The following is a 22,855-nucleotide window of genomic DNA, read 5'->3' as shown; positions in this document are numbered from 1 at the left end:
AAAGGGCGCTGACCTTCTGGTCGCGCCCTTGAAGTTGAACGTCAGATTGTCCAAATGCGGCCCGCGCAGCGTCGAGCCGTTACGCGGTTCGTAGAACCGCGTAACCCCCTAGTACATCTTTGCGCCGGCGGGGATGGAGGCGTCGAGCTGGATCAGGTTGAGACGCTCCTCACCATCCTCCTCGTGGATAGCGCTGATGAGCATGCCGCAGCTGGGAATGCCCATCATCTTGCGCGGAGGCAGGTTGGTGATGGCGAGCAAGGTCTTGCCGACCAGGTCCTCGGGCTCATAATAACCGTGAATGCCGGAGAGGATGGTGCGGTCGGTGCCGGTGCCGTCGTCGAGCGTAAAGTTCAGCAGCTTCTTGGACTTCTTGACGGCCTCGCACGCCTTGACCTTCACAGCGCGGAAATCGCTCTTGGAGAAGGTATCAAAGTCGACGAACTCCTCAAACAGCGGCTCGACGGCGATCTTGGAGTAATCGAGCGTGGGCTTAAGCGACTTAACGAACGGGCTCGCGGCGTTGCCGGCCTCGGCAGCCTTGGCGGCAGCGGCACCGGACTGGAAACCCTTCTCGGGCTTCATGTGCGGGAACAGCAGCACGTCGCGGATGGAAGCCTGGTTGGTGAGCAGCATGACCACGCGGTCGATACCGATGCCGATGCCGCCCGCGGGAGGCATACCGTACTCGAGGGCGCGCACGTAGTCCTCGTCGTACTCCATGGCCTCATCGTCGCCACCAGCCTTCTCGGCCATCTGGGCGGCAAAGCGCTCGGCCTGGTCGACCGGGTCGTTGAGCTCGGAGAACGCATTGGCGTACTCGTGACCGGCGATAACCAACTCAAAGCGGTGCGTCAGGCGCGGGTCGTCCTCAAAGCGCTTGGCAAGCGGACTGACCTCGATGGGGTAATCGCACACGAACGTGGGGTTGACGATGGTGTCCTCGCCCAGCTCATCGTAGATCTCGGCGATAATCTTGCCGGCGGTCCACTCGGGCTTAATCTCCAGGCCCTTCTCGCGCGCGGCAGCAGCAAGCTCCTCGACCGGCGTATCGATGGTGACCTGTTTGCCGAGCACGTCGGAGACGATGTCGGTCATGGGACGGCTGGCCCACTCACCAGAAAGGTCGATGGTCTGGCCCTGGTACTCGATGACCTCGGGGTTGCCGATGGCCTTGTTAGCCGCCTTAATGACACCTTGGGCGAGCGCCTTCATGCCCTCGAGGTCGGAGAAGGCACGATAGGCCTCCATCGTGGTGAACTCGGGGTTGTGGGTAAGGTCCATGCCCTCGTTACGGAAGATACGGCCGATCTCGAACACGCGCTCAAAACCGCCGACGATGCAGCGCTTGAGGTGCAACTCGGTAGCAATGCGCAGGTAGCACTCCTGATCGAGCGCGTTGAAGTGCGTGATGAACGGCTTGGCAGTAGCGCCGCCCTGGATGGTCTGCAGGATGGGGGTCTCGACCTCCATGTAGCCGTCGGACTCCATAAAGCGACGGAAGGTGGAGAGAATCTGCGAACGCTTACGGAAGGTCTCGCGAACGTCGTCGTTGGCGATCAGGTCAACATAGCGCTGGCGATAGCGGGTCTCCTTGTCGGAAAGACCGTGGAACTTCTCGGGCAGCGGACGAACGGCCTTGGCAAGCAGGGTCGCGCTCTTAGGGGCAACGGAAAGCTGGCCGCGCTGGGTGCGCACAACCACGCCGGTCACGCCCAGGATGTCGCCCAGGTCGAGGGACTTGAGCGTATTCCAGGCGGCCTCGTCCATGTCGTTGATGCGGCAGAACAGCTGAATCTCAGCAGTCGCATCGCGTACGACGATGAACATGATCTTGCCCTGACCGCGCTTGGCGACCACACGGCCGGCGATCTTCACGACGTCCTCGGTGTCCTCGCCATCGGCAAGCTCGGCGTACTTAGCCTCGATATCGGCAACGTAGTCCTCAAGCTCAGAGTGCTCGGGATAGGGGTTCTGGCCCGCCTCGAACAGGGCGGCGCGCTTGGCCAGGCGGGTGGCGCGCTCGTCGTTGAGCGTCGATGCCTGATCTGCGGCGTTCTGGTTCTCTGCCATAAGTTAGCTCCTCAAACTAAAACGCTCCCCAGGATTCGGTCCCAGGGAGCGAAAACAAACCTTTACGCGGGACCGTGGTCTAGCGTGCAATCTTGGCGATGGTGTAGACGCGAGTCTTGCCGGAAGGCGTAACGACCTCGACGGAGTCGCCCTCGCCGTGACCGATGATGGCGTGACCGACCGGAGACTCGTTGGAAATCTTGTGCTCGAGCGAGTTGGTCTCGGTGGTACCGACGAGCGTGACTTCCATGACCTCGCCGTTGGGATCAATCAGCGAAACGGTGGAACCGATGGAGACGGTCAGATCACCTGTGGTGGCAGCAACCTGAGCGTTGGCGAGGATGGCCTGGATCTCGGCAATACGAGCGGCGTTCTGGGCCTGCTTGTCCTTGGCGGCGTCGTACTCGGAGTTCTCCGAAAGGTCGCCGAACGCGCGGGCTTCCTTGATGTCCTCGACGATCTCCTTGGCGTAATCGCCCTCACGCCAAGCGAGCTCCTCGACGAGCTTCTGGCGGCCCTCAGCGGTCAGTACGATCTGGCTTGCGTCCATACGGATATCTCCCCAACTCTGATCAAACAATCAACTGTCAACAAAACGAAAAAGACCGGCTAGCCTGCGGGCAAGCCGGTCAGGTGCTCACCCCAAAGGGATGGGACTACTCTGCGTCCGCGTCGCTGTCCTCTGCCTGCTTCTTCTTGGCAGCAGCGAGCTTGGCCTCGAGCTCAGCGATCTCCTTGTCCTCCTCGGACTGCTCGACCACGACCTCCTCGGCCTGCTTGGTCTCGGCCTTATCGTCGCCCTCCATACCCTCACGGATATTCTTGACGGTAGAGCCGAGGGACTTGCCGAGCTTCGGCAGGTTCTTGGGCCCGAAGATAATCAGGACAACGACGAGAATAATGATGAGCTCAGGAGCCCTCAGTCCAAACATTTAGACCTCCACAATACAGCGAGACAAGCTCGAATGAGTATACCGCGGGTATCGCGGTATCACAACAATAGCTAAAAAAAGGGACCGCAAGAAGCGGTCCCTCCTCATGCTCTGGTCGGGTTGACTGGATTTGAACCAGCGACCCCTGCGTCCCGAACGCAGTGCTCTACCAAACTGAGCCACAACCCGTTAGCTCGACTATAGTAACAAAGATTTTCGCCGCGTGCTAGAGAAAATTTTATTTCTTTGGCGCGTCGATTTGAACCGTGTTGGGAATGAGCTCCGTCGCGCAGGACCACCAGCCGTTTTGCTGGGCAGCGTCGGCAAGCCTTTCGGCCGTGGCGGCGGTGTCGCAAATGGCAAATGAGCAGGCACCCGATCCGCACACATCTACAGCAACGGTGCCGTCCTGTTTACGCAGCCAATCGAGAACCATTTGAATCTGCGGCTCCATCTGTGCGGAAATGACACCTAGGTTGTTATGGATGAGCGCATATGCCATCTCGGCATCACCAGCATGCAAGGCAGAAGCTATCGCGCCGGGCTTGTCTGCAGGCACCGGAGCCTCGTCAAAACGTCGATAGGCTTCAATTGTTGAAACGCTTGCCTCGCGCGGCTTGACCAACACGACGGGCGTTGCGGGCAGCGCGGGATACTCAGTTGCCAGCACGTCTCCCCCACCTACGTAGAACGCAAGGCTCGCGTGCAAAAAGAACGGGACGTCAGCACCAATACCCCGCGCAATGTCGTCGAGCGCGGGGTCGGTGCGATCAATTCCCCAGAGCTCCGCCAAGGCGACAATGACCGCGGCCGCATCCGTCGAGGGGCCGCCCAAGCCGGCGCACAATGGAATGCGCTTCTCAATCGTCACGCAGATGTTTGCCTCGCGACCATAATGCTCGGCCATAGCAACCGCAGCCCGATACGCCGTATTCTTTTGCATGGGAAAATCTGATGCCGGAACCGTCTGGACGGTCAGCGCCTGCGCCGGCGCGACCGTCACGGAATCGGAAAGACCGACGGCTGCCATCAGGGAATCGACCCTGTGGTAGCCGCGGTCATCGCGCTCGGTATGAACCCCCAGGTAGAGGTTAATCTTTGCCGGCGCGGAAAGAGTCAGGGACCGATCGGTCACCGTTAGTGCTCCTCGAGCTGATTGCCGAGCGGGGTAAAAAAGTGCTCACCGCTCTCGGGGTCGAACAGCTCGACCTGCCCGGTGAGGACATCGATATACTGGTAGGACTGACGCGACTTGCGGCCGCGACGTTCGTCAACCTCGACTATAAAGACGGCGGGGTGGACGCTCTTGATGGTGCCCATGCGCTCGACGACGCGGGTGCGGCCCATGTTGGCCTTCACCTTGACGCGATCGCCCACCATATCGGTCAGCTTCTCGTGGATGTCGTCGACGTGATTGACTTCCATCTCTTCCATGAACAGGGCCTCCAGAAGGTGCAATTCAAAAAGGGGATAATACCCCTAAGATAGACAAAACTATAATACTATAGCACCCTGTTGCGACCACGCGCAAGTAGCTAATTTGGCTACTTACAGATTGTCGGTATCGAGGACGATGGTGAATGGGCCGTCGTTGACGAGGTCGACTTTCATATCGGCGCCAAAGATGCCGTGCGCCACGTGTTCGACATCTTGACGAACGAGCGTCAGGAAGTACTCGTAGAGCTCGTTGGCGACATCGGGGGCGCCGGCATCCGTAAACGATGGGCGGCGGCCGTGACGGCAATCGGCGAACAGCGTGAACTGCGACACTACGAGAACCTCGCCGTCGACATCGGCAAGTGCCAGGTTGGTCTTGCCGTTCTCGTCCTCGTTAATGCGCAAGCCGCGGAGCTTGCCCCACAGCTTATCGGCCTCGGCGCGCGTGTCGCCGTGGCCCACGCCCAGCAGCACCAGATAGCCGCGCCCAATTTTGCCCACGCACTCGCCGTCGACCGTCACGCCGGCGTTGAGTACGCGCTGCACCACCGCACGCACGGCCTACTCCTCGCCCGTCAGTTTGGCGGACAGATGCTCGAGCGCGTGGAAACGATGGCTGATGGCGTTCTTCTCGTCCGCCGTCAGCTCGGCCATGGTCTTGCCCGGCGTGTCGACCGGCAGGAACAGCGGGTCATAGCCAAAGCCGTGATCGCCGCGGCCCTCGTGTGCGACAACGCCCTCGCAGGCGCCCTCGCCATAGGTGACCAGACCATCCGTGTCGATAAGCGCAACGACGCTCATAAAGCGCGCGGTGCGGTCCTCGTCCGCCACGCCTTCCAGGTTAACGAGAAGCTTGGCGTTGTTGGCGGCATCGTCTCCGTGCACGCCCGCATAGCGCGCGCTATACACGCCCGGCTCGCCGTCAAGCGCGTCGACGACCAAGCCCGAATCGTCGGCAATGGCCATGAGCCCCGTCTCTTCGACGGCAGCCTGCGCCTTGATGATGGCGTTCTCCAAAAACGTCGTGCCGTTTTCCTCGGGGTCCTCAAAATCGCCCAGCTGGCCGAGCGCCACAAAGCGAACCTCGGGCATGACCTTGCCTAAAATGGCCTCGATCTCGGTGAGCTTATGGGCGTTGCCCGTTGCCACGACAATGGTCGCCGCCGGGTCGAGGGTGTCGATGTCGATCTTCTCAAGTGCCATGAGTGGTCTCCTTGTCTCTATAGCAATGCCGCGCCGAGGGCGACGAGGGCCTCCGCCTCTCCCCTCTCAATCAACGGCAGTCTTATACTTCGACGTTTTCCCAGATAAAACCTACCAAAATAAACCTGTCCCTTTTTGCAGGTTAGGCGAGGGCCTGGCGCTGGAGCTCGATGAGCTCGGCGATGCCTTTGTCGCCCAGGTCGAGCAGGGCGTTGAGGCGCTTACGGTCAAAGGGCGCCTGCTCGCCGGTGCCCTGGAGCTCGATCATCTCACCGGTGTCGGTGGCGACGAGGTTCATGTCGACTTCGGCATGGCTGTCCTCGGAATAATCGAGGTCAAGCAGCGTATTGCCGTCGACAACGCCCATGGAGATGGCGGCCACCTGGCCGGTAAGCGGGATGCGCTCGATTTTGCCCGCCTCGACCCACATGGCGAGGGCGTCGTGCAACGCCACCCAGGCGCCGGTAATGCTCGCCGTACGCGTACCGCCATCGGCCTGAATCACATCGCAGTCGACGGTGACGGTGTACTCGCCGAGCGCCTTCATGTTGACGACGGTACGCAGGCTGCGGCCAATGAGGCGCTCGATCTCCATGGAGCGACCCTTGCGGTTGGCGTGCTCGCGTTTGCAGCGCTTGCCGGTCGACGCCGGCAGCATGGCGTATTCCGCGGTCACCCAGCCGGCCTTAGCTCCCTTTCGCCAGCCCGGCACGCCCTCCTCGATTGTGGCGGCGCACAGCACGCGCGTGTCACCGAACTCGGCAAAACACGAGCCGTGGGCGTGCTTCATGACGCCACGGGTGAGCTTAACGGGGCGCAACTCGTTGGCGGCGCGACCGTTGGCGCGGTTGACCTGCATGTACTCCATAGAAAAATCCTTTCGGCAAAAGGTGTGGCGAAGGCTCTGACGGCGGCCTTACATCTATTTCAGCTCATCGATATCGATATGCTCAATGCTCTTGAGCGGCTGACCAAAGATAAAGCTGCCCGCCACCGCAAACTCGGCAATGTTATCGGCCGTCGTGGCAAAACGATGCTGCGGCTCGGCGGCGACGCCCGCCAGCTGCTCGCGGCGCGTGAGGATATCGGTCAGCTCGCGCGTGGTCTCCTCGGCGGAACTCACGACGCGTACCCCAGGCCCCAGCGCATGGCGGATAGGTCCCACCAACAGCGGAAAATGCGTACAGCCGAGCACCACGGTATCGATACCGTGGTCGCGCAGTGGCTCAACCGTGGCACCCACCAGCGCACGCACGGCAGGCGTATCGAAGATGTCCTCGTTCTCAAGCCACTGCTCTTGCAGATGCGCACCCGAGGCGAGCTCGTGTTCGACAACCTCGACAAAGCTCGAGGCGGGGCAGCCGTATACGTCGACGCCGGCATCTAGATCCTGAATGGCGCGCGTGTAAGCGCCCGAGCGAATGGTGAGGTTGGTGGCGAGCACGCCTACGCGACGCGTGCGGGTGCTGTTGATTGCCGCACGGGCACCCGGCGCGATCACGCCGATCACGGGAACGTCGAGCACCTGCTGGGCCAGACGCAAGGCCGCAGCTGTCGCCGTGTTGCAGGCGATGACCATAATCTTGACGTCGTGCTTCGACAGCCAACGGCCCGCCTGCAACGCAAACGAGCGCACCTCATCCTCGGTGCGCGTGCCGTAGGGGCAGCGTTTGGTGTCGCCGAAGTAGTAGACGGACTCATGCGGCAGCGCCGTCGCGATGGCGCGCGCAACCGTCAGACCGCCCAAACCAGAATCGAACACGCCAATCGGGCGCGTGTCGCCTGCCGGATTCTCGATATCGGACATTACCTCACCAGTCTCTCTCGAAAAGACATGTCCAAGTGCGGCGACGCCGCGCTACGAACGCGCCGCGACCAGCAGCTCTGCCGTCGCCGCCCAACCGTCGACAATTTTGCCGCGCGTAACGAAAGCGTTCTCGCAAGCAGCCAGGAACTCGGGCGCGCCGGCGCTCGTCAGGCCATTCTCGACCAGGCAGAACGTGCCCACGTGATCGGCCATGTAGAAGTCGGACTCGGAGTCGCCGAGCGCGAGCGTCTCCTCGCGCTCGATCCCCAGGTGCTCGCAGAAGCGCGCAATGGCGACGCCTTTGTTGAGACCCGCGGGGTTGATGTTGAACGCGCGACCGTCCTCGACGCGATCGAGCTCGAGCGTCGTCGGCTTGGACAGATGCGTCAGGTGACCGTTACAGGCCCACACCAGGCCGCAGCCGGCCTCGTCGAGGATGGCCTGCGCCTCGTCATCGGGGATGTCGCCGCGCATGCCGACGGTGACCTCGCGGTACTTGTAGCCGGTCGACATGTCGTTGTGATACTCGATCTTGTGCGGCCAGCGGGCGAGGATCTTCTCGCACACGCCGGTCTGCTCGATCACCTGGTGCGGCGTGAGACCGCAAGAGGGGTCGTAGGGCATGTCGCCGGTCAGATACTCCCAATCGTTGGCTTTGAGGTCGTACATGACCAGGCCACCCATCTCACCAATGTAGGAGTTGAGGCCGAGCACGCGCGCGTCCTCGTGGATCATGGTACGGTTGCGGCCCGAGGTGGGAACCACCTGAATGCCAGCGCGGGCAAGTGCCACGACGGCCTCGACGAGTTTGGTCGAGGGGTTACCGTCGTTGTCGCGCAGCACGCACGAGCCGGGCGCGAGCATCGTGGCATCCAGGTCGGTAAAGACGTACTTGACCTTGGCCAAGCGCTCGCGCATCTCGCCCGAAAGCTCGGCAACGGTCGGCAGGGTGTTGTGGGACATGGTTACTCCGTTTACGTAGAAGGGTTTGGACTTGGACGGCATGTTTTGATTGAGGGAACACGCTTATGGCGACAGCGCACTCAGGGCGCCGCCGCCATCATGGTTCATTAGTCAAACTGGGTAACATCGATCAGGCGATTGGCCAGCGAAAGGTCGCTCTCGATGGGCACGAACTCGTCGCCCACGTGCATGAGCTCCTCGTCGCCCTTTGCCAACAGCAAGACGATGGTGGGCGCATCGGGGCTGACGTATTCCTCGCGCGCCGCCTTGAATGCCGCGTGCACAGCAGCCTCGCGATCGAGGACGATCTTGTTCGGGGTATCGTCGGGAACATGCTCGGCAAGCTCGCGACAGACCTTCATCGGGTCCTCGTGAGCCGGATCCTCGTTGGTAAAGATCAGCAAATCAGAATATGGTGCGGCCTCGCGCGGAAGCTGCTCGCGGCGCTCCTGCGCCTTGCCGCCGGCAGCGCCAAACACTGCAATGACTGGACTAGCGGGAAACGCGCGCTTGACCGACGAGAAAAGCGAACGGAACGAAAGCTGGTTGTGCGCATAGTCAACGACGCAGATCACGCGGCCGTCCTTCGACTCCACGACCTCCATACGGCCCGGTACACGCAGTTTGGAGAGGCCCTTCTTGATAGCCTCGATACCGATGCCGATCTCGCGCGCAGCGGCGATAGCGACCAGCGCGTTTTCCACGTTAAAGTCGCCCGCGATACCCAGCAGGACCTTCTCCCCCGCCTCGGACTCGTCGGCACACAGGCCATGCAGGTTAAACTCGATGTTAAAGCCGACCATGCGGACATCGCTTGCCCACAGGCTTGCCTCGGGATGCTCGACGCCAACGGTCACCAAGCGCTCGGCCGTCGACGCTGCCTCCAGCACACGGTCAACCTCTTCGGTGCCCAGGTTCACCACGGCGGTCTTTGCCTGGTCAAAGATCCTGAGTTTGCTCTCAAAATAATCCTCAAACGTGGGGTGTTCGATCGGCGAGATGTGGTCGCGGCCGATGTTGAGGAAGCACGCCACGTCAAACGGCAGATTCTCGACGCGTTGGTACTTGAGCGCCTGGCTCGAGACCTCCATGACCATGGACTGGCGACCGGACGTGCGGCAGTTGGCGATATGGCGCCAGACCTCGGGGGCCTCGGGCGTAGTATTGGTGCTCTCATAGCACTCGATGCCATCGTCGGTACTCACCGAGCCGATCATGCCGCAAGACTCGCCCGCTGCCTTGATAATCGACTGGAGCATAAAAGCGGCCGTGGTCTTTCCCTTGGTACCGGTGATGCCCACGATCTTGACGTCGTGGTCGGGACGGTCGTAGACCTCCGGCGGCAACAGGGCCATGGCCGTGCGAACGCTATCAACAACCAGCATCGCAGCACCGCTCTCCTGCGCCAGCGGTTCCAGAGACTCGACCAGCGACTCTTCGCACACAAATGCGACGGCGCCCGCATCGAGCGCCATGCTCAAAAACGCGGGCTTAAAGGCAGCGCCTTTGCAAAAGAACACGTCACCTGCCGAGACCGCGCGCGAATCAAACGAGCAGCCGGTCACGGCACGCTCGTCAACCTGCTCTGATGCGCGCAGCTCGCCGCACACATCGAGAAGCTTGGCAAGCGTATCGACCGTGGTCACGGTCGCGGAATCCGAATGGTGCATCTTTCGCCTTTCTCAGCCATTTGGCAGGGACGGTTTTTATAGTAACTGAAACGCACCCACGCAAAAACGGCTCCCGGAGGAGCCGTTACGAGCAGGCGTTCGTAAGCCGAGGCTAGGCAGCCTGAACAGCGGGCTGGTCCTCGTCGATAAAGAAGCGCTTGTACCACACCAGGAACACGAGCGGCGTATAGATCTTGCGCTGGAAATCGCCCTTGCCCGCAAAGTGTAGATCGAGCAGGTGCATGAGCTCGTCGGTATCGAAGAACTCGCTTGCCCACGGCGCGGTGAAGTACTCCTTGACATAGTCGTACCACTTTTGCTCGCGCAGCCAGTAGACAATCGGCACCGGGAAGCCCACCTTGGGACGGGTGGCCCACTCATCGGGCAGCGACTTGTTGGCAGCGTGGCGGAGTACCTGTTTGTTGCCGTTCTCGTTGATGCGGTAGCGGTCGGGAATGTGCTCGGCGAACTCCATGACTTTGCGGTCCAGGAAGGGCACGCGCAGCTCCAGCGAGTGCGCCATGCACATCTTGTCGGCCTTGAGCAGAATGTCGCCCGGGAGCCACATGTTCATGTCCAGGTACTGCTTCTTGACCAGCTCGGGCTGACCTTTCACGCGCGCATAGATGGGAGCGGCAAGCTCGAAGGCGCCGTCGCCGGTGTTGTACTCGGGCTTGAGCACGCCGTCGACCTCGCGCTCCGGCCATACCAGAGCCTGTCCCAGGAACGACTTCTCGGGGATCTCGGCACCCTTGACCAGGAAGTTATGTCCCTTGAAGTACGGCATATGCAGCGCCAGGTTACCGAGCGCGCGACGAATGGGCAGCGGCACCATCTTTTTGTATTTGCGGACCGGGACCGTGTCCTCGTAGTAGGCGTAGCCGCCAAAGAGCTCGTCGGCGCCTTCGCCCGAAAGCACGACGGTGACGTCCTTGCGGGCCATCTCGGCCAAGAACCACAGCGGCACGGAAGACAGGTTGGACTGCGGCTCGTCCATGTGATACTGGATGTCCTCGAGCGCACCGAAGAACTCGTCGGCGGTGATCATCTTGCGAACATTCTCGACGCCGAGCTTGTCGGATAGTTCCTTGGCGTAGTTGGTCTCGTTGAAATTCTTGTAATCGAAGCCCACCGAGAAGGTCTTGTCGGGCATGAGGCAAGCGGCGATGTAGCTGGAGTCGACGCCACCGGAGAGGAACGACGCGACCTTGACGTCGGCGATGCGATGGGCCTCGACGCTCTCGTGCACGACCTCGTCCAGCTCGTCGACGTACTCCTCGAACGGCTTCTCGACGGCAGAGTAATCGCAATCCCAGTAGCGCTCGATGTTCATCTTGCCGGTCGGGATGTCTACGGTAAAGTAATGCGCCGGCGGCAGCTTGTAGACACCCTCGAAGAAGGTCTCCTCAGTTGCCGAATACTGCAGCGTCATGTACGGACGCAGGGCCTTTTTGTTGACCGCCTTGTGGAAGTGCGGGTAGTCCAGGAAGCTCTTGATCTCGGAACCAAAGAGCACGCCCGGAGCGCCGTCGCCCGCATCGGCCATGGGATAGTAGTAGAGCGGCTTGATGCCAAAGATATCGCGGGCGCCAAAAAGCTTGTTCTTCTTCTTGTCCCAGATGACGAAGGCGTACATACCGCGCAAGCGATCGAGTACTGCCTCGCCCCACTCCTCATAGCCGTGCAGGAGACTCTCGGTGTCGGCGCCGCAGTGGAACTGGTAGCCCTTGGCCTCGAGCTCGGAACGGAGTTCTTGGAAGTTGTAGATCTCGCCGTTGAAGACAATGACGACGCTACCGTCCTCATTGGCCATGGGCTGAGCGCCGGCCTCGGTCAGGTCGAGGATCGACAAGCGGCGGAAGCCGAGGGCAACGCGGCCGTCGATAAACTGGCCGCCCATGTCGGGACCACGATGGACGATGCGGTCCATCATCTTGGTGAGCACCTCGGATTGGTTATCCGTCCCACCGACAAAACCGACAAAACCGCACATATACTATCCCCTCTGCTGTTGCTGGGCATCAAATCGAATCAGTAGCTTTTGAGTATACCCGAGGGCGTAAAGAGGGGCGGAATGTTCAGGCAATCTCAACTGAATCAGCTCCGCTGTGACACGCGACGGTTACCTTTAATGGATATGAGATGAATGAGGCGATTGTTTTGCTATACTCTCTCCGCACGGGCGATTGGCGCAACGGTTAGCGCAGGTGCTTTACACGCACAAGGCTGGGGGTTCGAATCCCTCATCGCCCACCACTGATTTGGAAACGGTCCTCGAAAGGGGACCGTTTTTGTTTGCGCCCGGTGCATGGGATTCGAACCCGACAGGGTGCGAAGCTGAGGAAACGCGAAGCGTTTTCCAGCGCAGCACGCGAGGGCCGCAGGCCCGAAGCGAGAGCGGGCGGCGTCAGCCGCACGCGACATCCCTCATCGCCCACCACTGATTTGATAGGCTCCCAGCTATGGGAGCCTTTCTTTTTTGGGCCCAGCGCAGAGGGATTCGAACCCGCCAGCACGTCCGTCACAAAGGCCGTGGCCAAAAAATGGCAAAAATGAGTACTGTTACTAATTTTGTAGCAGCGATTTTTGGGTTTCGCTGGGTAAATCTAGCCCTGAATCAGCGATTTGAAGCCTTTGCTAGCTGTTTCCCCATTAACATAACTGAACATGTGTGGTCTAACTAATCCTAGATAGTCGGTTTCATATGAGATTCAGCTGGTAACAGTACTCATATTTGATGTTTTTTGACCAGCAGGTCTCCCCGCCTTAGCAAATCTAAGGCAAAACGGGCTCCAGACCGCTGAATCATGCCACATAGGGCACGTCCGCAGTCCGGAACCCGGTCAAAGTTAAGTTATTTCGCTGTGTTAGGCCAAAACGTCCGACAGGATCTCGATCAGACTGTCCACGTCGGATTCCTCGCAGACGAGCGGCGGCAGGAAACGCAGCGTATGGGCACCCGTAGCGTTAATCACGGCACCAGCCCCCAATGCACGGGCCACAACGTCGTGTGCATCACCCACAGTATCGTCCAGATCGCAGCCGAGCATCAAGCCGCGGCCACGCACCTCGGTCACGTTCGGCAGCTTGGCGAGCTTTGCCTCCATATAGGCGCCTACCTTGGCAGCATGGTCGGCATAATCGCCGCGCACGAGCGCGGAGAGCGTCGCGGCGCACGCCGCGACAGCCAAGCAGCTACCGCCAAAGGTCGAGCCGTGGTCGCCCGGCTTAAACACGTCGGCAATCTCCTTCTTTGCTACGACGGCACCCATGGGCACGCCATCGGCAATGCCCTTGGCAAGGCTCATGATGTCGGGTTCCACGCCATAGGTTTGGAATGCAAACGGCTTGCCGGAGCGGAAGATGCCGCACTGGACCTCGTCGGCTATAAGCACGGCGCCCACTTCGTGTGCCAGGTCGCGCGCTGCCGCCATAAACTCCTCGGTCATGGGGTGCACGCCACTCTCACCCTGGATCGGCTCGAGCATCACGGCACAAATTTCGCTCCCCAGCTGCTTAAAGATCGCACGCAGTTCATTGATATCGTTGGGCGTACAGGCCACAAAGCCACCCGGCAGCGGGCGGAAACTATCCTGCAGCCAATCCTGCATGGTGGCGGCAATGGTCTCGAGCGTACGGCCGTGGAAGCCGCCGCGCATGCACACGATAGTGTTGCCGCCGTTACCGGCACGCTTGGCGTACAGGCGCGCAAGCTTCATCGAGCCCTCATTGGCCTCGGCGCCGGAGTTGGCAAAGAAGGTCTCCCAAACCTGCTCATCCGCAGCCGGGGCACCAAGAGCAGCTGCCGTGGTCTCATCGCCGGCGGCAATGGCATCGGCAAGCACGCGTGCACCATCTAAGTCGTCGTTGGCAAGCTTGGACAGCAGCGCCGCGACCTGTCCACGCTGCTCGATGTAGAAGTAATTGGAGACATGCATGAGCTTTTTGGTCTGTGCCTCGAGCGCCGAGAGCACAGCCGGGTCGCCATGACCTAGGCTGCACACGCCGATGCCGGCAAGAAAGTCGAGGTACTCACGACCATCGTCGCCGGTGAGCTTCATGCCGTGACCCTCGACAAACTCGACCGGAGAGCGGCCAAAGGTATGCATAACGTAATGGGATTCAAGCGATTGCTGAGCTGCAAGTGACATGGGATGCCTTTCGTTGAGCGCCGGACGGCGCAGGCCTATGGGTGCAGAAATGGGGCGGCTGCGGGTCAGTTAGACTGTCTGAAGCTTCTCGACCTCGTCGAGGTTCTCGGTCAGACGCGCAGCAAACGTCGAAAGCGGATGCGGATGCGTATCGAACTCGTAAGCCGTCTCGGTGGAATGGATCACGGTGCCGACGCCGGCATCGGTCAGCAGCTCCAGCAGCAGCGAATGCGGCGTGGTGCCGTTGATGATGTGAGCGCGAAATACGCCGCCGGCAAGCGCATCGACGGCCGCACGCAGCTTGGGAATCATGCCCTTATCGACCTCGCCGCCGTAGAGCATTTCGTTAACCTCGTCGAGCGTTAGGTTGGAGATGAGTGAGTCTTTATCGCTAAAGTCCTTGTACAGGCCGTCGACGTCGGTCAAAAAGATCGCCTTATGCGCATGCAGCGCCGCCGCAACGGCACCGGCGGCGGTATCGGCGTTGATGTTGAAGAAACCGCCGTCCTCCCCCGCCGCGACGGTAGCGATGACGGGGATGTACTCGCTATCGAGCAGGCGCTCGATATAGTCGGTGTTGACGTGCGTGACCTTGCCTACGCGGCCGAGTTCGGGGTCGAGCGGCTCGGCGATGAGCGTACCGGCATCGCTGCCCGAAACGCCCACGGCCAGGTTGCCGTGATGGTTGAGCGCCGCGACCAGCTCCTGGTTGACCTTGCCGCCCAGCACCTCGCGCACGATATCCATGGTCGCCGGCGTGGTCACGCGCTGGCCGTTCATAAACTCGACGGGGATGTCGTAGTGGCTAAGCGCCTCGTTGATGGCCTTGCCGCCACCGTGCACGATAACAGGGCGCATGCCGATGATCTTGAGCAGGACGATGTCGCTCATCACGTCGCGGCGCAGCTGCTCATCAACCATGGCGGCTCCGCCATATTTGATAACAACCGTCTTGCCGGTCAGGTTCTTAATCCACGGCAGCGCTTCGAACAGCAGCTGCGCGGTTGCTTCGTTGGATTCACTCGAACGACAATCGCGTGCGAATTTCATAATCTGCCTCGTCTTTCGTATCGTTATCGCGCCGTGCTCCGCTGTCCGCAATCGCGGCAAGATGCGCAGCGTGCCTGGAATCTAGGAACGGTAGTCGCCGTTGATGGAGATGTACTCATGCGTGAGGTCGCAGGTCCACACGGTCGTTGCCGCGTCGCCTGCGCCCAGGTCGGCCGAGATCACGATCTCGGGCGCCTCAAAACGTCGTAGAGCCTCGTCCTCGTCAAAGGGAACAGTCAGACCGTCGCGACAGACAGGCATGCCCATCATGTCGATGGAAACGTCTTCCTGATTAAACTTCACGCCGCACTTGCCAAGCGCCATAGCAACGCGGCCCCAGTTGCAGTCGTGGCCGGCGATGCAGGTCTTAACGAGCGGCGAGTTGGCAACGGCACGGGCGGCGATATCGGCCTCCTCGTCGTTAGCGGCGCCGGTAACGTTGACCGTAACAAGCTTGGATGCGCCCTCACCATCGGCGGCGATATTGCGCGCCAGGCTCTCGCACACCTCGTGCACGGCAAATGCCAACTCGTCAAAGGCATTGGAGCCCTCGACGATCGGCTCGGCATCTGCGGCAGCGGCGCCGGAGGCAAGCATGATGCAGGTGTCGTTGGTCGAGGTGTCGGAATCGACCGTTACCTTGTTAAAGGTCTGCTTGACGGTCGAGAGCAGCAGGGCATGAAGTGCCGCAGGCTCGACGGGAGCATCGGTGGTGATAACTGCGATCATGGTGGCCATGTTGGGCATGATCATACCCGAGCCCTTGCACATTCCGCCTACCGTATAGACATTGCCCGCATGACCCGCAGCCTCACTGACGTAGGACACGGCGTACTCCTTGGAGTGCGTGTCGGTCGTCATGATGGCGCGAGCGGCATCGGCGCCACCGTGGGCGGAGAGCGCCTCGTAGGCAGCAGGAATGGCGGTCTCAAACGTGTCGATCGGCAGAATCTGGCCAATTACACCCGTGGAGGCAACCAGAATCTGCTGAGGCTCGCAGCCGATGACCTGCGATGCGATGCTGCACGTCTCGCGCGCGCATGCAAGGCCGGTCTCACCCGTGGCGGCGTTGGCATTGCCAGAGTTGACCGAAATGCCGGCGATGATACCGTACCCCTTGTCGGTACCGCCCAGGTTGGCACGGCTCACCTGCACGGGCGCCGCGCAAAAGCGATTGGTGGTAAACACGCCAGCACCGGGACAGGGTTTATCGGGCACGACGAGCGCGTAATCCAGACGCTCGGGGTTCTTGCGGAACCCAGCGTGGATGCCTGCAGCCTTAAAACCAGCCGCAGCCGTAACGCCACCCTCGACGGCGCGAATCTTGATATCAAACAGCTCGGTATTCATCGTCTTTATGACTCCTTATGTCAAACAAAAAACGGACATCGGTTGGTGCGCCATGCCAGTCGTGATCATGAGACCAGCTTAAGAGTGGCGCCCCACTCGATGCCCGACTACCAAATCGTTAACAATCGAATGTGCTACACCGGGCACGCCACTGTGGGCAAGCCTCGTCGCTCGTCAAAGCCAAAGACGATATTGGCGCACTGGACTGCTTGGCCCGCAGCGCCCTTGCACAGATTGTCGATGGCGCCCGTCGCCACCAGCACGCCCGCGCGCTTGTTGAGCGCGAGGCCGATCTGGGCGGCGTTGGTGCCGACGACCGAAGCCGTCTTGGGCTGCTGACCGGCATCGAGTACGCGTACGAAGGTGCGACCGGCGTAGAACTGCTTGTAATGGTCGACAACGTCCTCAAGGGTCAAGGTATCGATAGCCTGCGGCGTAAGCGGCAGCGTCACCGTGGAGAGCAGACCACGCTTGAGCGGTGCCAGGTGCGGGGTAAAGACGACGCGATCGGTCAGGCCAAGGATTTGCTCAATCTCGGGCGTGTGGCGATGCTTGCCCACGCCGTAGGCCTCCAAGTTCTCGTCGGCGCTGCAAAAATGGGTGCGGGCGTTGCAGGACTTACCGGCGCCCGTCACGCCGCTAATGGCATCGACAATCACGGGACCGTTCTCGGCCACCCAGCCGACGCGCACGGCGGGCGCGGCGGCAAGGCTCGTTGCGGTGGGATAGCAACCGGCGCAGGCGACCAGCACGGGTTTGCCGTCGGCATGGTCGGATGCGGCGGTCTCCAAGTCTTGGCAGAACAGCTCGGGCAGACCGAAGGCACGGGTCTTGAGCAGCTCGGGGCTCGTATGCTCGGCGGCATACCATGTCTCAAAGACGGACGCGTCGTTCAGACGGTAGTCGGCCGAAAGATCAAAGCAGGAGACGCCCGATGCAAGCAGCGCGGGCACCTGTGCCATGGCAGCCGTGTGCGGCACGGCAAGAAAAACCGCATCGCAGCTCTTGAGCTCGGGGGCGTCATGCGTGGTGAAAACCAGATCGCTCACACCAGCAAAGCTCGGATACACCGCGGACAGCGGCTGGCCGGCATCGGCGTTGGACGTAATGGCAACAAGTTCAAACTCGGGATGACCGAGGACGAGGCGAATGAGCTCGGCTCCGGCATATCCAGCCGCGCCGACGATTCCAACCTTCAAAGACATATCAGACTCCTTGTCTGCGATTTATGCACCGATGCGCATTTCGCAGCGGTCATTATGAAGTGGGTTGAAACTTTAGCACCAAAAGATGCATGATTACGTAAATGGCTTGCATATTCATGCATTGAAACATTCCCGACACATTCGCTTGAAGGAATTGACAAATGGAGCGGGCCCCGTATTGACCGGCGCTCCTAACGGCGCCGGGCAATACGGGGCCCGCCCATGCGAAAACCAAGTTGTTAGGATGAGCCAGCTGGCTAGAGCTCGACCGGCACCCATTCGTCGTGATTGCAGATAAAAGCCTCGGGATCCTCGACGCTAAAGAAGACGAGCGTGGGGTCGTTAGGCCCCTCATAGTGCTCGCCCAGGTGCTCTAGATGCTTCCACCCGGCTTCGCGCATTTCGCCTAAAGCCCGGTCATCCAAGCCGGCACGCCCGCGCAAGATAAGCCAGCCATGGCCCGGCCACCAACTCGTGGCCTCAAAGCGCTGGTTTTGCAGCAGCTCTTGCCACACATCTTTGGTGCGCGCTGTTACAAACCACAGCTTGCCATCCTGGATCTGCGCAAACGAAAACGGACGCACATGAGGCTGTCCGTCAACGCTCGTCGCCAAATACCATGCCGGCACCGACGTCAGATACTCCAACACCGTATTCAATCCGTCCACGGTTCCTCCTGCCGCTAGCTCATTTGACTGGTTGGTAAACGTTAGAGCTCCAGGCGCTCCTCGCTGCCGTCAATATCACAGAAGCGCGCGGCAATGTTGCGGACCGAAAAGAAAGCAAGGCGGCCGTCGTTGGCACTCTCGTGTTCCTCGCCGATGCCCACCATGTGCTTAAAACCCGCTTGACGCACCTTGTCGCTCACAACCGCGTCGTCCTCAAGTGCGGCCTCGCCGGTCAACACGATCCAACATTCCCCCGGCTTCCAGCCCGAGAGCTCAAACTTGGGATCCGCACTCAGCTCCGCCCACACATCCTTGTCGCGCGACGTGCAAAACCACAGCTTACCGTCATCGACCATGGCAAACGAAAACGGCCTCACGCGAGGCTGATGCCCGTCGGTCACATCGGTCGTGGCCAGATACCACGCCGGAATGCGCCTGAGATACGAACAGGCGCGCTCAAGCTGAGCCGTGCGGTCGTTGTCGGTCATAGGGGCCCCTTTCTTGCGCTCGAATCGCGCCTAAACAAGTTGAAGGTTGACGACGATGACACACGCAAGCAGCAGCATCGTCACAACCGCAGCCAGCGCATCCCCGCGGCGAAATGCAAGTGCATGCAGACGCGTGCGGCCCTGCTCGCCGTGATAGCAGCGTGCATCCATGGCGGCAGACAACGTCTCGGCATGACGGAACACGCCCGTGAACAGTGGAATCGCCACACTGCCGAGCATACGCACGCCGCCGAGCGGGCCACCCGTTACGCGTGCGCCGCGGCTTGCCTGCGCGTCCGCCGTCTGCTTCATCTCGGTGGCAAACTGCGGCATAAAGCGCAACGCGATGCCCATGATCATGCCGAGCTCATGCGCAGGGAGCCCCACGCGCGCAAACGGTGCGAGCAGGCGCTCAAAGCCCGCGGTGAGGTCGAGCGTAGGCGTGGTGAGCGTAATGGCGCTCATGCCGGCCATCATCAAGGTCAGGCGGCACGCCATAAAGACGGCGGAATGCAGCGAGCCCTCGCTTATCTGCAAAAAGCCGAGCTGCCACAGGATGCGCCCACTCTGATCGGTAAACAAGTTGAGCACCGCGACCACGACGACGATTGCCAGCAGCGGCGCCATCGACGACAGAACGCGACGAGCCGGCACCCGGGACACGGCATAGATCAGCACGACGAAAATTGCGACAGGAGCCAGTCCGCGGAAGCCGCCGACGGTCAGCGTCGTGATTAAAAACACAAAGCCCAGGAGCAGCTTGGTGCGCGGATCCAGGCGATGGATCGCACTATCGCTCGGATAGTAGCTGCCAAACGAAAACGCCTCCATTAGCAGCCCTCCTCTCGCGCGACCGTCTTGGATTTAGCAATGTCCGCGACGTTAGAAGGACCGTCCGAGCGACCGATTAGCAGGTCCACCAACTCGTCTGCCAGCGACTCAACCGTATAGAGCCCGCCGCAACGCAGCGGCACGCCCGCCTCCGCGAGCGCCAACGCCATGCGCTGGGCAGCAGGTACGCCCAAGCCGATCGACTTGAGCTCATCGGCATGTGCAAACACCTGCGCGGGGGTTCCCTCTGCAAACACCGCACCTTCGTTCATCACGACGATGCGGTCGCAGCAATTGGCCAGGTCATCCATACTATGCGAAACCATGACAACGGTCAGGCCATCGCGGTGAAGTCGATCGATAAGCTCAAGGAAATCCCTGTGCGCAGCCGGATCGAGCCCCGCCATGGGTTCATCGAGCACCAGGACTTCGGGCTCCATGGCGAGCACACCGGCGAATGCCACACGCCGTTGCTGACCGCCCGAAAGCTCAAAGGGACTCTTGTCGCCGACCGTAGAAAGGTCGAGGCCCACGCGCGAGAGCGACGACTCGACGCGACGGTCGACTTCATCTTGCGGCAAGCCAAGGTTGTGCGGGCCAAACGCCACGTCCTGCGTCACGGTTTCGGCAAACAGCTGACGCTCGGGATATTGAAACACCACGCCGACCTTGGCCTTAACCGCGGCGGCATCTTTCTTGCTTGATAAGTCGAGCCCCAGCGCGCAAACGCTTCCCTCCTGCGGACGAATCAGCCCGTTGAGATGCTGGACCAGCGTCGACTTACCCGAACCGGTATGACCTGCTAAGCCCAGGAACTCGCCGCGACGCACCGTCAGCGATACATCGCGCAGCGCCCACGGGCTGCTGGGGTCGTTTCCCCAGAGAGCCTGTTTGCTCGATTTGCCCGCAACGGCCGAGCGCTTATGCCAGCGGCGACGCTCGCGGGCGCTCAGCGAGTAACTATGCGAGAGGTGCGAAATCTCGATGACGGGCTCCGACGCGGCTGTCCCGTCGGTTGCAGAGGAGGCGTTGTCGAGCACACGAGAATCGGATGCAGAAGGCCGCCCTGCGGTGTCTTCCCCACTCCGGTCGGCATATACCTGCGCAATCTCGGCGACCATATCCGCCTCGCGCACCCGCGCATGAACGGGCACGCCCTTCGCACGAAGCGCCATGCCCAAGCAGCACGACGCCGGCATATCCAGGTTGAGCTCCACGAGCCCATCTGCCCGCGTCAGAATCTCCTCGGGCGTACCGAGCATGGCAACGCGCCCCGCCCGAAACACCGCGACACGATCGGCCTCGGCGGCCTCTTCCATAAAGTGCGTAATCATCACGATGGTCATGCCGCGTTCGTGCAGCACGTGACAGGCCTTCATAAGGCCCTTGCGCCCGCGCGGATCGAGCATCGAGGACGCCTCGTCCAAAATGAGCACGCGCGGTTCCATGGCGAGCACACCGGCAAGCGCCACACGCTGCTTTTGACCGCCCGAAAGCGCATGGGTCTCGTGGCGCTCAAAGCCCACCAGGCCCACGCCCTTCAGCGCCTCGCGTACGCGCTGCGCAATTTGCGCCGATGGCACGCCAAGGTTTTCGGGACCGAACGCAACGTCATCTTCGACAAGCGTTGCCACCAGCTGGTCGTCGGGATTCTGGAACACCATGCCTGCGGTCGAACGAATGTCGTAGACCAGCTCGGGATCGGACGCATCCATACCGTTGATACGTACCGTGCCCGCATCGGGCTGCAGCAGCGCATTCAGATGCTTGGCAAACGTCGACTTGCCCGACCCATTGCCACCGAGGATGCAGAAAAACTCCCCGTCCTCGATGTTCAGATCGACGCCGTCGAGTGCCGGTACGGCACCGTCATAGCTAAAGGAAACGCCCCGACACTCAATCATGCGCGGCCTTTGACCTGGTCCTTTTTAGGCGTGATGAGGTTGGAGACTGCTTTATACACCGCTAGCGTCAACACCGAGTTAAGCACGGTCTTGATAAGGTTGAACGGCAGCACGGCAGGAATCATAAGCGGGGCGATCACATCGACCGAGCCATACCAGAACCATACGCCAATGGTAAGGTTTGCGACCATAGACAACGCCGTAGCGGCAATGACGCCGAGCACCAGGCCAATCACGGCACCCTTATAGGTATGCATCTTCTGGTAGACGATAGCCGCGGGCAGAATGTAGCCCAGCGTGGCAACCAGGTTCATAAGCGCGCCGACCCAGTCACCCGTGGTGAGCGCATGGATAACGATCGCCATGGCGGCAACAGCAGTGCCGGCACCAGGACCATACGCAAACCCGCACACCATCGCCGGCACCAGCGACGGGTCATACGTCAAAAACGGCGCCGAGGGAAGAATGGGCAGCTGCACATACATAAACAGGGCGCCCAAGGCGCACATCAGCGCCATGGTAACGAGCTGTTTGGTGCTCCACCTATTCGTGTTCTCAAAATGGATATGCTGCGACTGTTCAGACATTAAGATCACCTGCCTCTTTCATCCGGACTCTAACCGTTGGTACTGGGATCTCACCAGTTCAGCCGGCATGCGAACCAACGCACACACGGGTCGCGGACTCATCGGCTCGGTCGCAAACGCCTCGTCTGCGCCACGGCACCCCTTTGGCACCGCCCGATTTACCGCCAGTGGGGAATTCCACCCCGCCCTGAAACAGCAATTGCAAGTGTAGCACGAGCAATCGTTCGCGCAAGTATGCCAAGGGTAATTTGTGGTGGGGAAACGCTCCAGAAATGCGGTAGGGACAAGTTAGCGCAACAACCACGTCCTCCATCCGCCCCAAAGTAGCGCGCCTTTCGCGGCAGAGCCGCGAAACAGCGACCGGGACACGCATCCCCCACAACCACGTCCTCCTCCGCCCGCCGACCTCAAGGCCGTAAACGCAGGGAATCCGGGGGCGTGACGGGGGCTTCCCTCCGGAACATTCCGCACTGATATTTTCTGTGTTGAAGACGTTGATGATGCACCCGTATACCATTGACGTCGACACCATCAGA

The 22,855-nt window shown here is 60.7% G+C and carries 21 protein-coding genes, 2 tRNA genes and 1 riboswitch; of the genes, 1 reads left to right on the top strand and 22 read right to left on the bottom strand.

Annotated elements, in window-relative coordinates; all coding sequences use genetic code 11:
- Nucleotides 1-108 precede the first annotated feature (108 nt).
- The 13 genes from lysS to asnB form a co-directional block, all read right to left on the bottom strand.
- Nucleotides 109-2,073, bottom strand: coding sequence for a lysine--tRNA ligase (gene lysS, locus ACESSC_RS00115; protein ID WP_117563801.1), 1,965 nt, complete (start codon nucleotides 2,071-2,073; stop codon nucleotides 109-111).
- Between the two features lie 79 nt (nucleotides 2,074-2,152).
- On the bottom strand, nucleotides 2,153-2,623 hold the full coding sequence (gene greA / locus ACESSC_RS00110) for a transcription elongation factor GreA (protein ID WP_006234960.1): 471 nt from the start codon (nucleotides 2,621-2,623) through the stop codon (nucleotides 2,153-2,155).
- 106 nt (nucleotides 2,624-2,729) lie between these two features.
- Complete coding sequence (gene tatA, locus ACESSC_RS00105) at nucleotides 2,730-3,005, bottom strand: twin-arginine translocase TatA/TatE family subunit (protein WP_022094895.1); 276 nt, start codon at nucleotides 3,003-3,005, stop codon at nucleotides 2,730-2,732.
- A gap of 112 nt (nucleotides 3,006-3,117) precedes the next feature.
- Nucleotides 3,118-3,194, bottom strand: a tRNA-Pro gene (locus ACESSC_RS00100).
- 49 nt (nucleotides 3,195-3,243) lie between these two features.
- Nucleotides 3,244-4,140 carry a 4-(cytidine 5'-diphospho)-2-C-methyl-D-erythritol kinase gene (gene ispE, locus ACESSC_RS00095; protein ID WP_373160751.1) on the bottom strand — a complete coding sequence of 299 codons (897 nt, stop codon included), beginning with the start codon at nucleotides 4,138-4,140 and terminating at the stop codon, nucleotides 3,244-3,246.
- Between the two features lie 2 nt (nucleotides 4,141-4,142).
- Nucleotides 4,143-4,439: a Veg family protein gene (locus tag ACESSC_RS00090; RefSeq protein WP_373160749.1), complete on the bottom strand. Its 297-nt coding sequence runs from the start codon at nucleotides 4,437-4,439 to the stop codon at nucleotides 4,143-4,145.
- A gap of 114 nt (nucleotides 4,440-4,553) precedes the next feature.
- Nucleotides 4,554-5,000, bottom strand: a complete 447-nt coding sequence (dtd, locus tag ACESSC_RS00085) for a D-aminoacyl-tRNA deacylase (RefSeq protein WP_089572532.1) — start codon at nucleotides 4,998-5,000, stop codon at nucleotides 4,554-4,556.
- 3 nt (nucleotides 5,001-5,003) lie between these two features.
- Nucleotides 5,004-5,645: an RdgB/HAM1 family non-canonical purine NTP pyrophosphatase gene (gene rdgB / locus ACESSC_RS00080; protein WP_373160747.1), complete on the bottom strand. Its 642-nt coding sequence runs from the start codon at nucleotides 5,643-5,645 to the stop codon at nucleotides 5,004-5,006.
- A gap of 142 nt (nucleotides 5,646-5,787) precedes the next feature.
- Nucleotides 5,788-6,513, bottom strand: a complete 726-nt coding sequence (gene rph / locus ACESSC_RS00075; RefSeq protein ID WP_117758663.1) for a ribonuclease PH — start codon at nucleotides 6,511-6,513, stop codon at nucleotides 5,788-5,790.
- 54 nt (nucleotides 6,514-6,567) lie between these two features.
- Nucleotides 6,568-7,452, bottom strand: coding sequence for a glutamate racemase (murI, locus tag ACESSC_RS00070; RefSeq protein WP_117806091.1), 885 nt, complete (start codon nucleotides 7,450-7,452; stop codon nucleotides 6,568-6,570).
- A 51-nt stretch (nucleotides 7,453-7,503) separates the two neighbouring features.
- A complete protein-coding gene (locus ACESSC_RS00065) occupies nucleotides 7,504-8,415 on the bottom strand; it encodes an HAD family hydrolase (protein WP_099432110.1) in 912 nt (303 codons plus the stop codon).
- A 107-nt stretch (nucleotides 8,416-8,522) separates the two neighbouring features.
- Nucleotides 8,523-10,085 carry a Mur ligase family protein gene (locus ACESSC_RS00060; RefSeq protein ID WP_373160745.1) on the bottom strand — a complete coding sequence of 521 codons (1,563 nt, stop codon included), beginning with the start codon at nucleotides 10,083-10,085 and terminating at the stop codon, nucleotides 8,523-8,525.
- A gap of 112 nt (nucleotides 10,086-10,197) precedes the next feature.
- On the bottom strand, nucleotides 10,198-12,078 hold the full coding sequence (gene asnB / locus ACESSC_RS00055) for an asparagine synthase (glutamine-hydrolyzing) (protein ID WP_099432112.1): 1,881 nt from the start codon (nucleotides 12,076-12,078) through the stop codon (nucleotides 10,198-10,200).
- A gap of 187 nt (nucleotides 12,079-12,265) precedes the next feature.
- Between asnB and ACESSC_RS00050 the strand changes: the two genes are divergently transcribed.
- A tRNA-Val gene (locus ACESSC_RS00050) sits at nucleotides 12,266-12,341 on the top strand.
- Nucleotides 12,342-12,952: 611 nt separating this feature from the next.
- On the opposite strand, the gene ACESSC_RS00045 is transcribed toward ACESSC_RS00050, so the two are convergent.
- The 9 genes from ACESSC_RS00045 to ACESSC_RS00005 all read right to left on the bottom strand — a co-directional run bounded on the left by ACESSC_RS00045 (nucleotide 12,953) and on the right by ACESSC_RS00005 (nucleotide 22,319).
- A complete protein-coding gene (locus ACESSC_RS00045) occupies nucleotides 12,953-14,236 on the bottom strand; it encodes an aminotransferase class III-fold pyridoxal phosphate-dependent enzyme (RefSeq protein ID WP_373160743.1) in 1,284 nt (427 codons plus the stop codon).
- A 69-nt stretch (nucleotides 14,237-14,305) separates the two neighbouring features.
- Nucleotides 14,306-15,286: an acetylglutamate kinase gene (argB, locus tag ACESSC_RS00040; RefSeq protein ID WP_089572540.1), complete on the bottom strand. Its 981-nt coding sequence runs from the start codon at nucleotides 15,284-15,286 to the stop codon at nucleotides 14,306-14,308.
- A gap of 81 nt (nucleotides 15,287-15,367) precedes the next feature.
- The gene (gene argJ / locus ACESSC_RS00035) at nucleotides 15,368-16,636 is read right to left on the bottom strand and encodes a bifunctional glutamate N-acetyltransferase/amino-acid acetyltransferase ArgJ (RefSeq protein WP_199572774.1); all 1,269 of its coding nucleotides are present in this window, start codon (nucleotides 16,634-16,636) and stop codon (nucleotides 15,368-15,370) included.
- 134 nt (nucleotides 16,637-16,770) lie between these two features.
- Entirely contained in the window at nucleotides 16,771-17,841 is a 1,071-nt protein-coding gene (gene argC, locus ACESSC_RS00030; RefSeq protein ID WP_118065862.1) for an N-acetyl-gamma-glutamyl-phosphate reductase, read from the bottom strand.
- 257 nt (nucleotides 17,842-18,098) lie between these two features.
- Nucleotides 18,099-18,509 carry a pyridoxamine 5'-phosphate oxidase family protein gene (locus ACESSC_RS00025; RefSeq protein ID WP_055252303.1) on the bottom strand — a complete coding sequence of 137 codons (411 nt, stop codon included), beginning with the start codon at nucleotides 18,507-18,509 and terminating at the stop codon, nucleotides 18,099-18,101.
- 41 nt (nucleotides 18,510-18,550) lie between these two features.
- Nucleotides 18,551-18,997: a pyridoxamine 5'-phosphate oxidase family protein gene (locus ACESSC_RS00020; RefSeq protein ID WP_373160741.1), complete on the bottom strand. Its 447-nt coding sequence runs from the start codon at nucleotides 18,995-18,997 to the stop codon at nucleotides 18,551-18,553.
- A 30-nt stretch (nucleotides 18,998-19,027) separates the two neighbouring features.
- Nucleotides 19,028-19,828, bottom strand: a complete 801-nt coding sequence (locus ACESSC_RS00015; protein ID WP_118065866.1) for an energy-coupling factor transporter transmembrane component T family protein — start codon at nucleotides 19,826-19,828, stop codon at nucleotides 19,028-19,030.
- The gene (locus ACESSC_RS00010; RefSeq protein ID WP_373160739.1) at nucleotides 19,828-21,732 is read right to left on the bottom strand and encodes an energy-coupling factor transporter ATPase; all 1,905 of its coding nucleotides are present in this window, start codon (nucleotides 21,730-21,732) and stop codon (nucleotides 19,828-19,830) included. The genes ACESSC_RS00015 and ACESSC_RS00010 overlap by 1 nt, the downstream gene beginning before the upstream one ends.
- Complete coding sequence (locus ACESSC_RS00005; RefSeq protein ID WP_055252299.1) at nucleotides 21,729-22,319, bottom strand: ECF transporter S component; 591 nt, start codon at nucleotides 22,317-22,319, stop codon at nucleotides 21,729-21,731. Before ACESSC_RS00005 ends, ACESSC_RS00010 begins: the two co-directional genes overlap by 4 nt.
- 6 nt (nucleotides 22,320-22,325) lie before the next feature.
- Nucleotides 22,326-22,518: riboswitch (FMN riboswitch) on the bottom strand.
- Nucleotides 22,519-22,855 lie beyond the last annotated feature (337 nt).

It is taken from the genome of Collinsella aerofaciens (assembly GCF_964243765.1).
Classification (GTDB): domain Bacteria; phylum Actinomycetota; class Coriobacteriia; order Coriobacteriales; family Coriobacteriaceae; genus Collinsella; species Collinsella aerofaciens_BU.
The sequence above is the reverse complement of the archived record's forward strand: the minus strand, read 5'-3'. Positions and strand labels throughout refer to the sequence as shown.

Excerpts from the sequence above, each read along its gene's own strand:
- argJ (WP_199572774.1), bottom strand. The coding sequence starts at position 16,636 with ATGAATACCGAGCTGTTTGATATCAAGATTCGCGCCGTCGAGGGTGGC.
- ACESSC_RS00065 (WP_099432110.1), bottom strand. The coding sequence starts at position 8,415 with ATGTCCCACAACACCCTGCCGACCGTTGCCGAGCTTTCGGGCGAGATG.
- ACESSC_RS00005 (WP_055252299.1), bottom strand. The coding sequence starts at position 22,319 with ATGTCTGAACAGTCGCAGCATATCCATTTTGAGAACACGAATAGGTGG.
- tatA (WP_022094895.1), bottom strand. The coding sequence starts at position 3,005 with ATGTTTGGACTGAGGGCTCCTGAGCTCATCATTATTCTCGTCGTTGTC.
- argC (WP_118065862.1), bottom strand. The coding sequence starts at position 17,841 with ATGTCTTTGAAGGTTGGAATCGTCGGCGCGGCTGGATATGCCGGAGCC.
- ACESSC_RS00090 (WP_373160749.1), bottom strand. The coding sequence starts at position 4,439 with ATGGAAGAGATGGAAGTCAATCACGTCGACGACATCCACGAGAAGCTG.
- ACESSC_RS00020 (WP_373160741.1), bottom strand. The coding sequence starts at position 18,997 with ATGACCGACAACGACCGCACGGCTCAGCTTGAGCGCGCCTGTTCGTAT.
- greA (WP_006234960.1), bottom strand. The coding sequence starts at position 2,623 with ATGGACGCAAGCCAGATCGTACTGACCGCTGAGGGCCGCCAGAAGCTC.
- rph (WP_117758663.1), bottom strand. The coding sequence starts at position 6,513 with ATGGAGTACATGCAGGTCAACCGCGCCAACGGTCGCGCCGCCAACGAG.
- lysS (WP_117563801.1), bottom strand. The coding sequence starts at position 2,073 with ATGGCAGAGAACCAGAACGCCGCAGATCAGGCATCGACGCTCAACGAC.
- ACESSC_RS00015 (WP_118065866.1), bottom strand. The coding sequence starts at position 19,828 with ATGGAGGCGTTTTCGTTTGGCAGCTACTATCCGAGCGATAGTGCGATC.
- ACESSC_RS00045 (WP_373160743.1), bottom strand. The coding sequence starts at position 14,236 with ATGTCACTTGCAGCTCAGCAATCGCTTGAATCCCATTACGTTATGCAT.
- ACESSC_RS00010 (WP_373160739.1), bottom strand. The coding sequence starts at position 21,732 with ATGATTGAGTGTCGGGGCGTTTCCTTTAGCTATGACGGTGCCGTACCG.
- rdgB (WP_373160747.1), bottom strand. The coding sequence starts at position 5,645 with ATGGCACTTGAGAAGATCGACATCGACACCCTCGACCCGGCGGCGACC.
- asnB (WP_099432112.1), bottom strand. The coding sequence starts at position 12,078 with ATGTGCGGTTTTGTCGGTTTTGTCGGTGGGACGGATAACCAATCCGAG.
- argB (WP_089572540.1), bottom strand. The coding sequence starts at position 15,286 with ATGAAATTCGCACGCGATTGTCGTTCGAGTGAATCCAACGAAGCAACC.
- ACESSC_RS00060 (WP_373160745.1), bottom strand. The coding sequence starts at position 10,085 with ATGCACCATTCGGATTCCGCGACCGTGACCACGGTCGATACGCTTGCC.
- murI (WP_117806091.1), bottom strand. The coding sequence starts at position 7,452 with ATGTCCGATATCGAGAATCCGGCAGGCGACACGCGCCCGATTGGCGTG.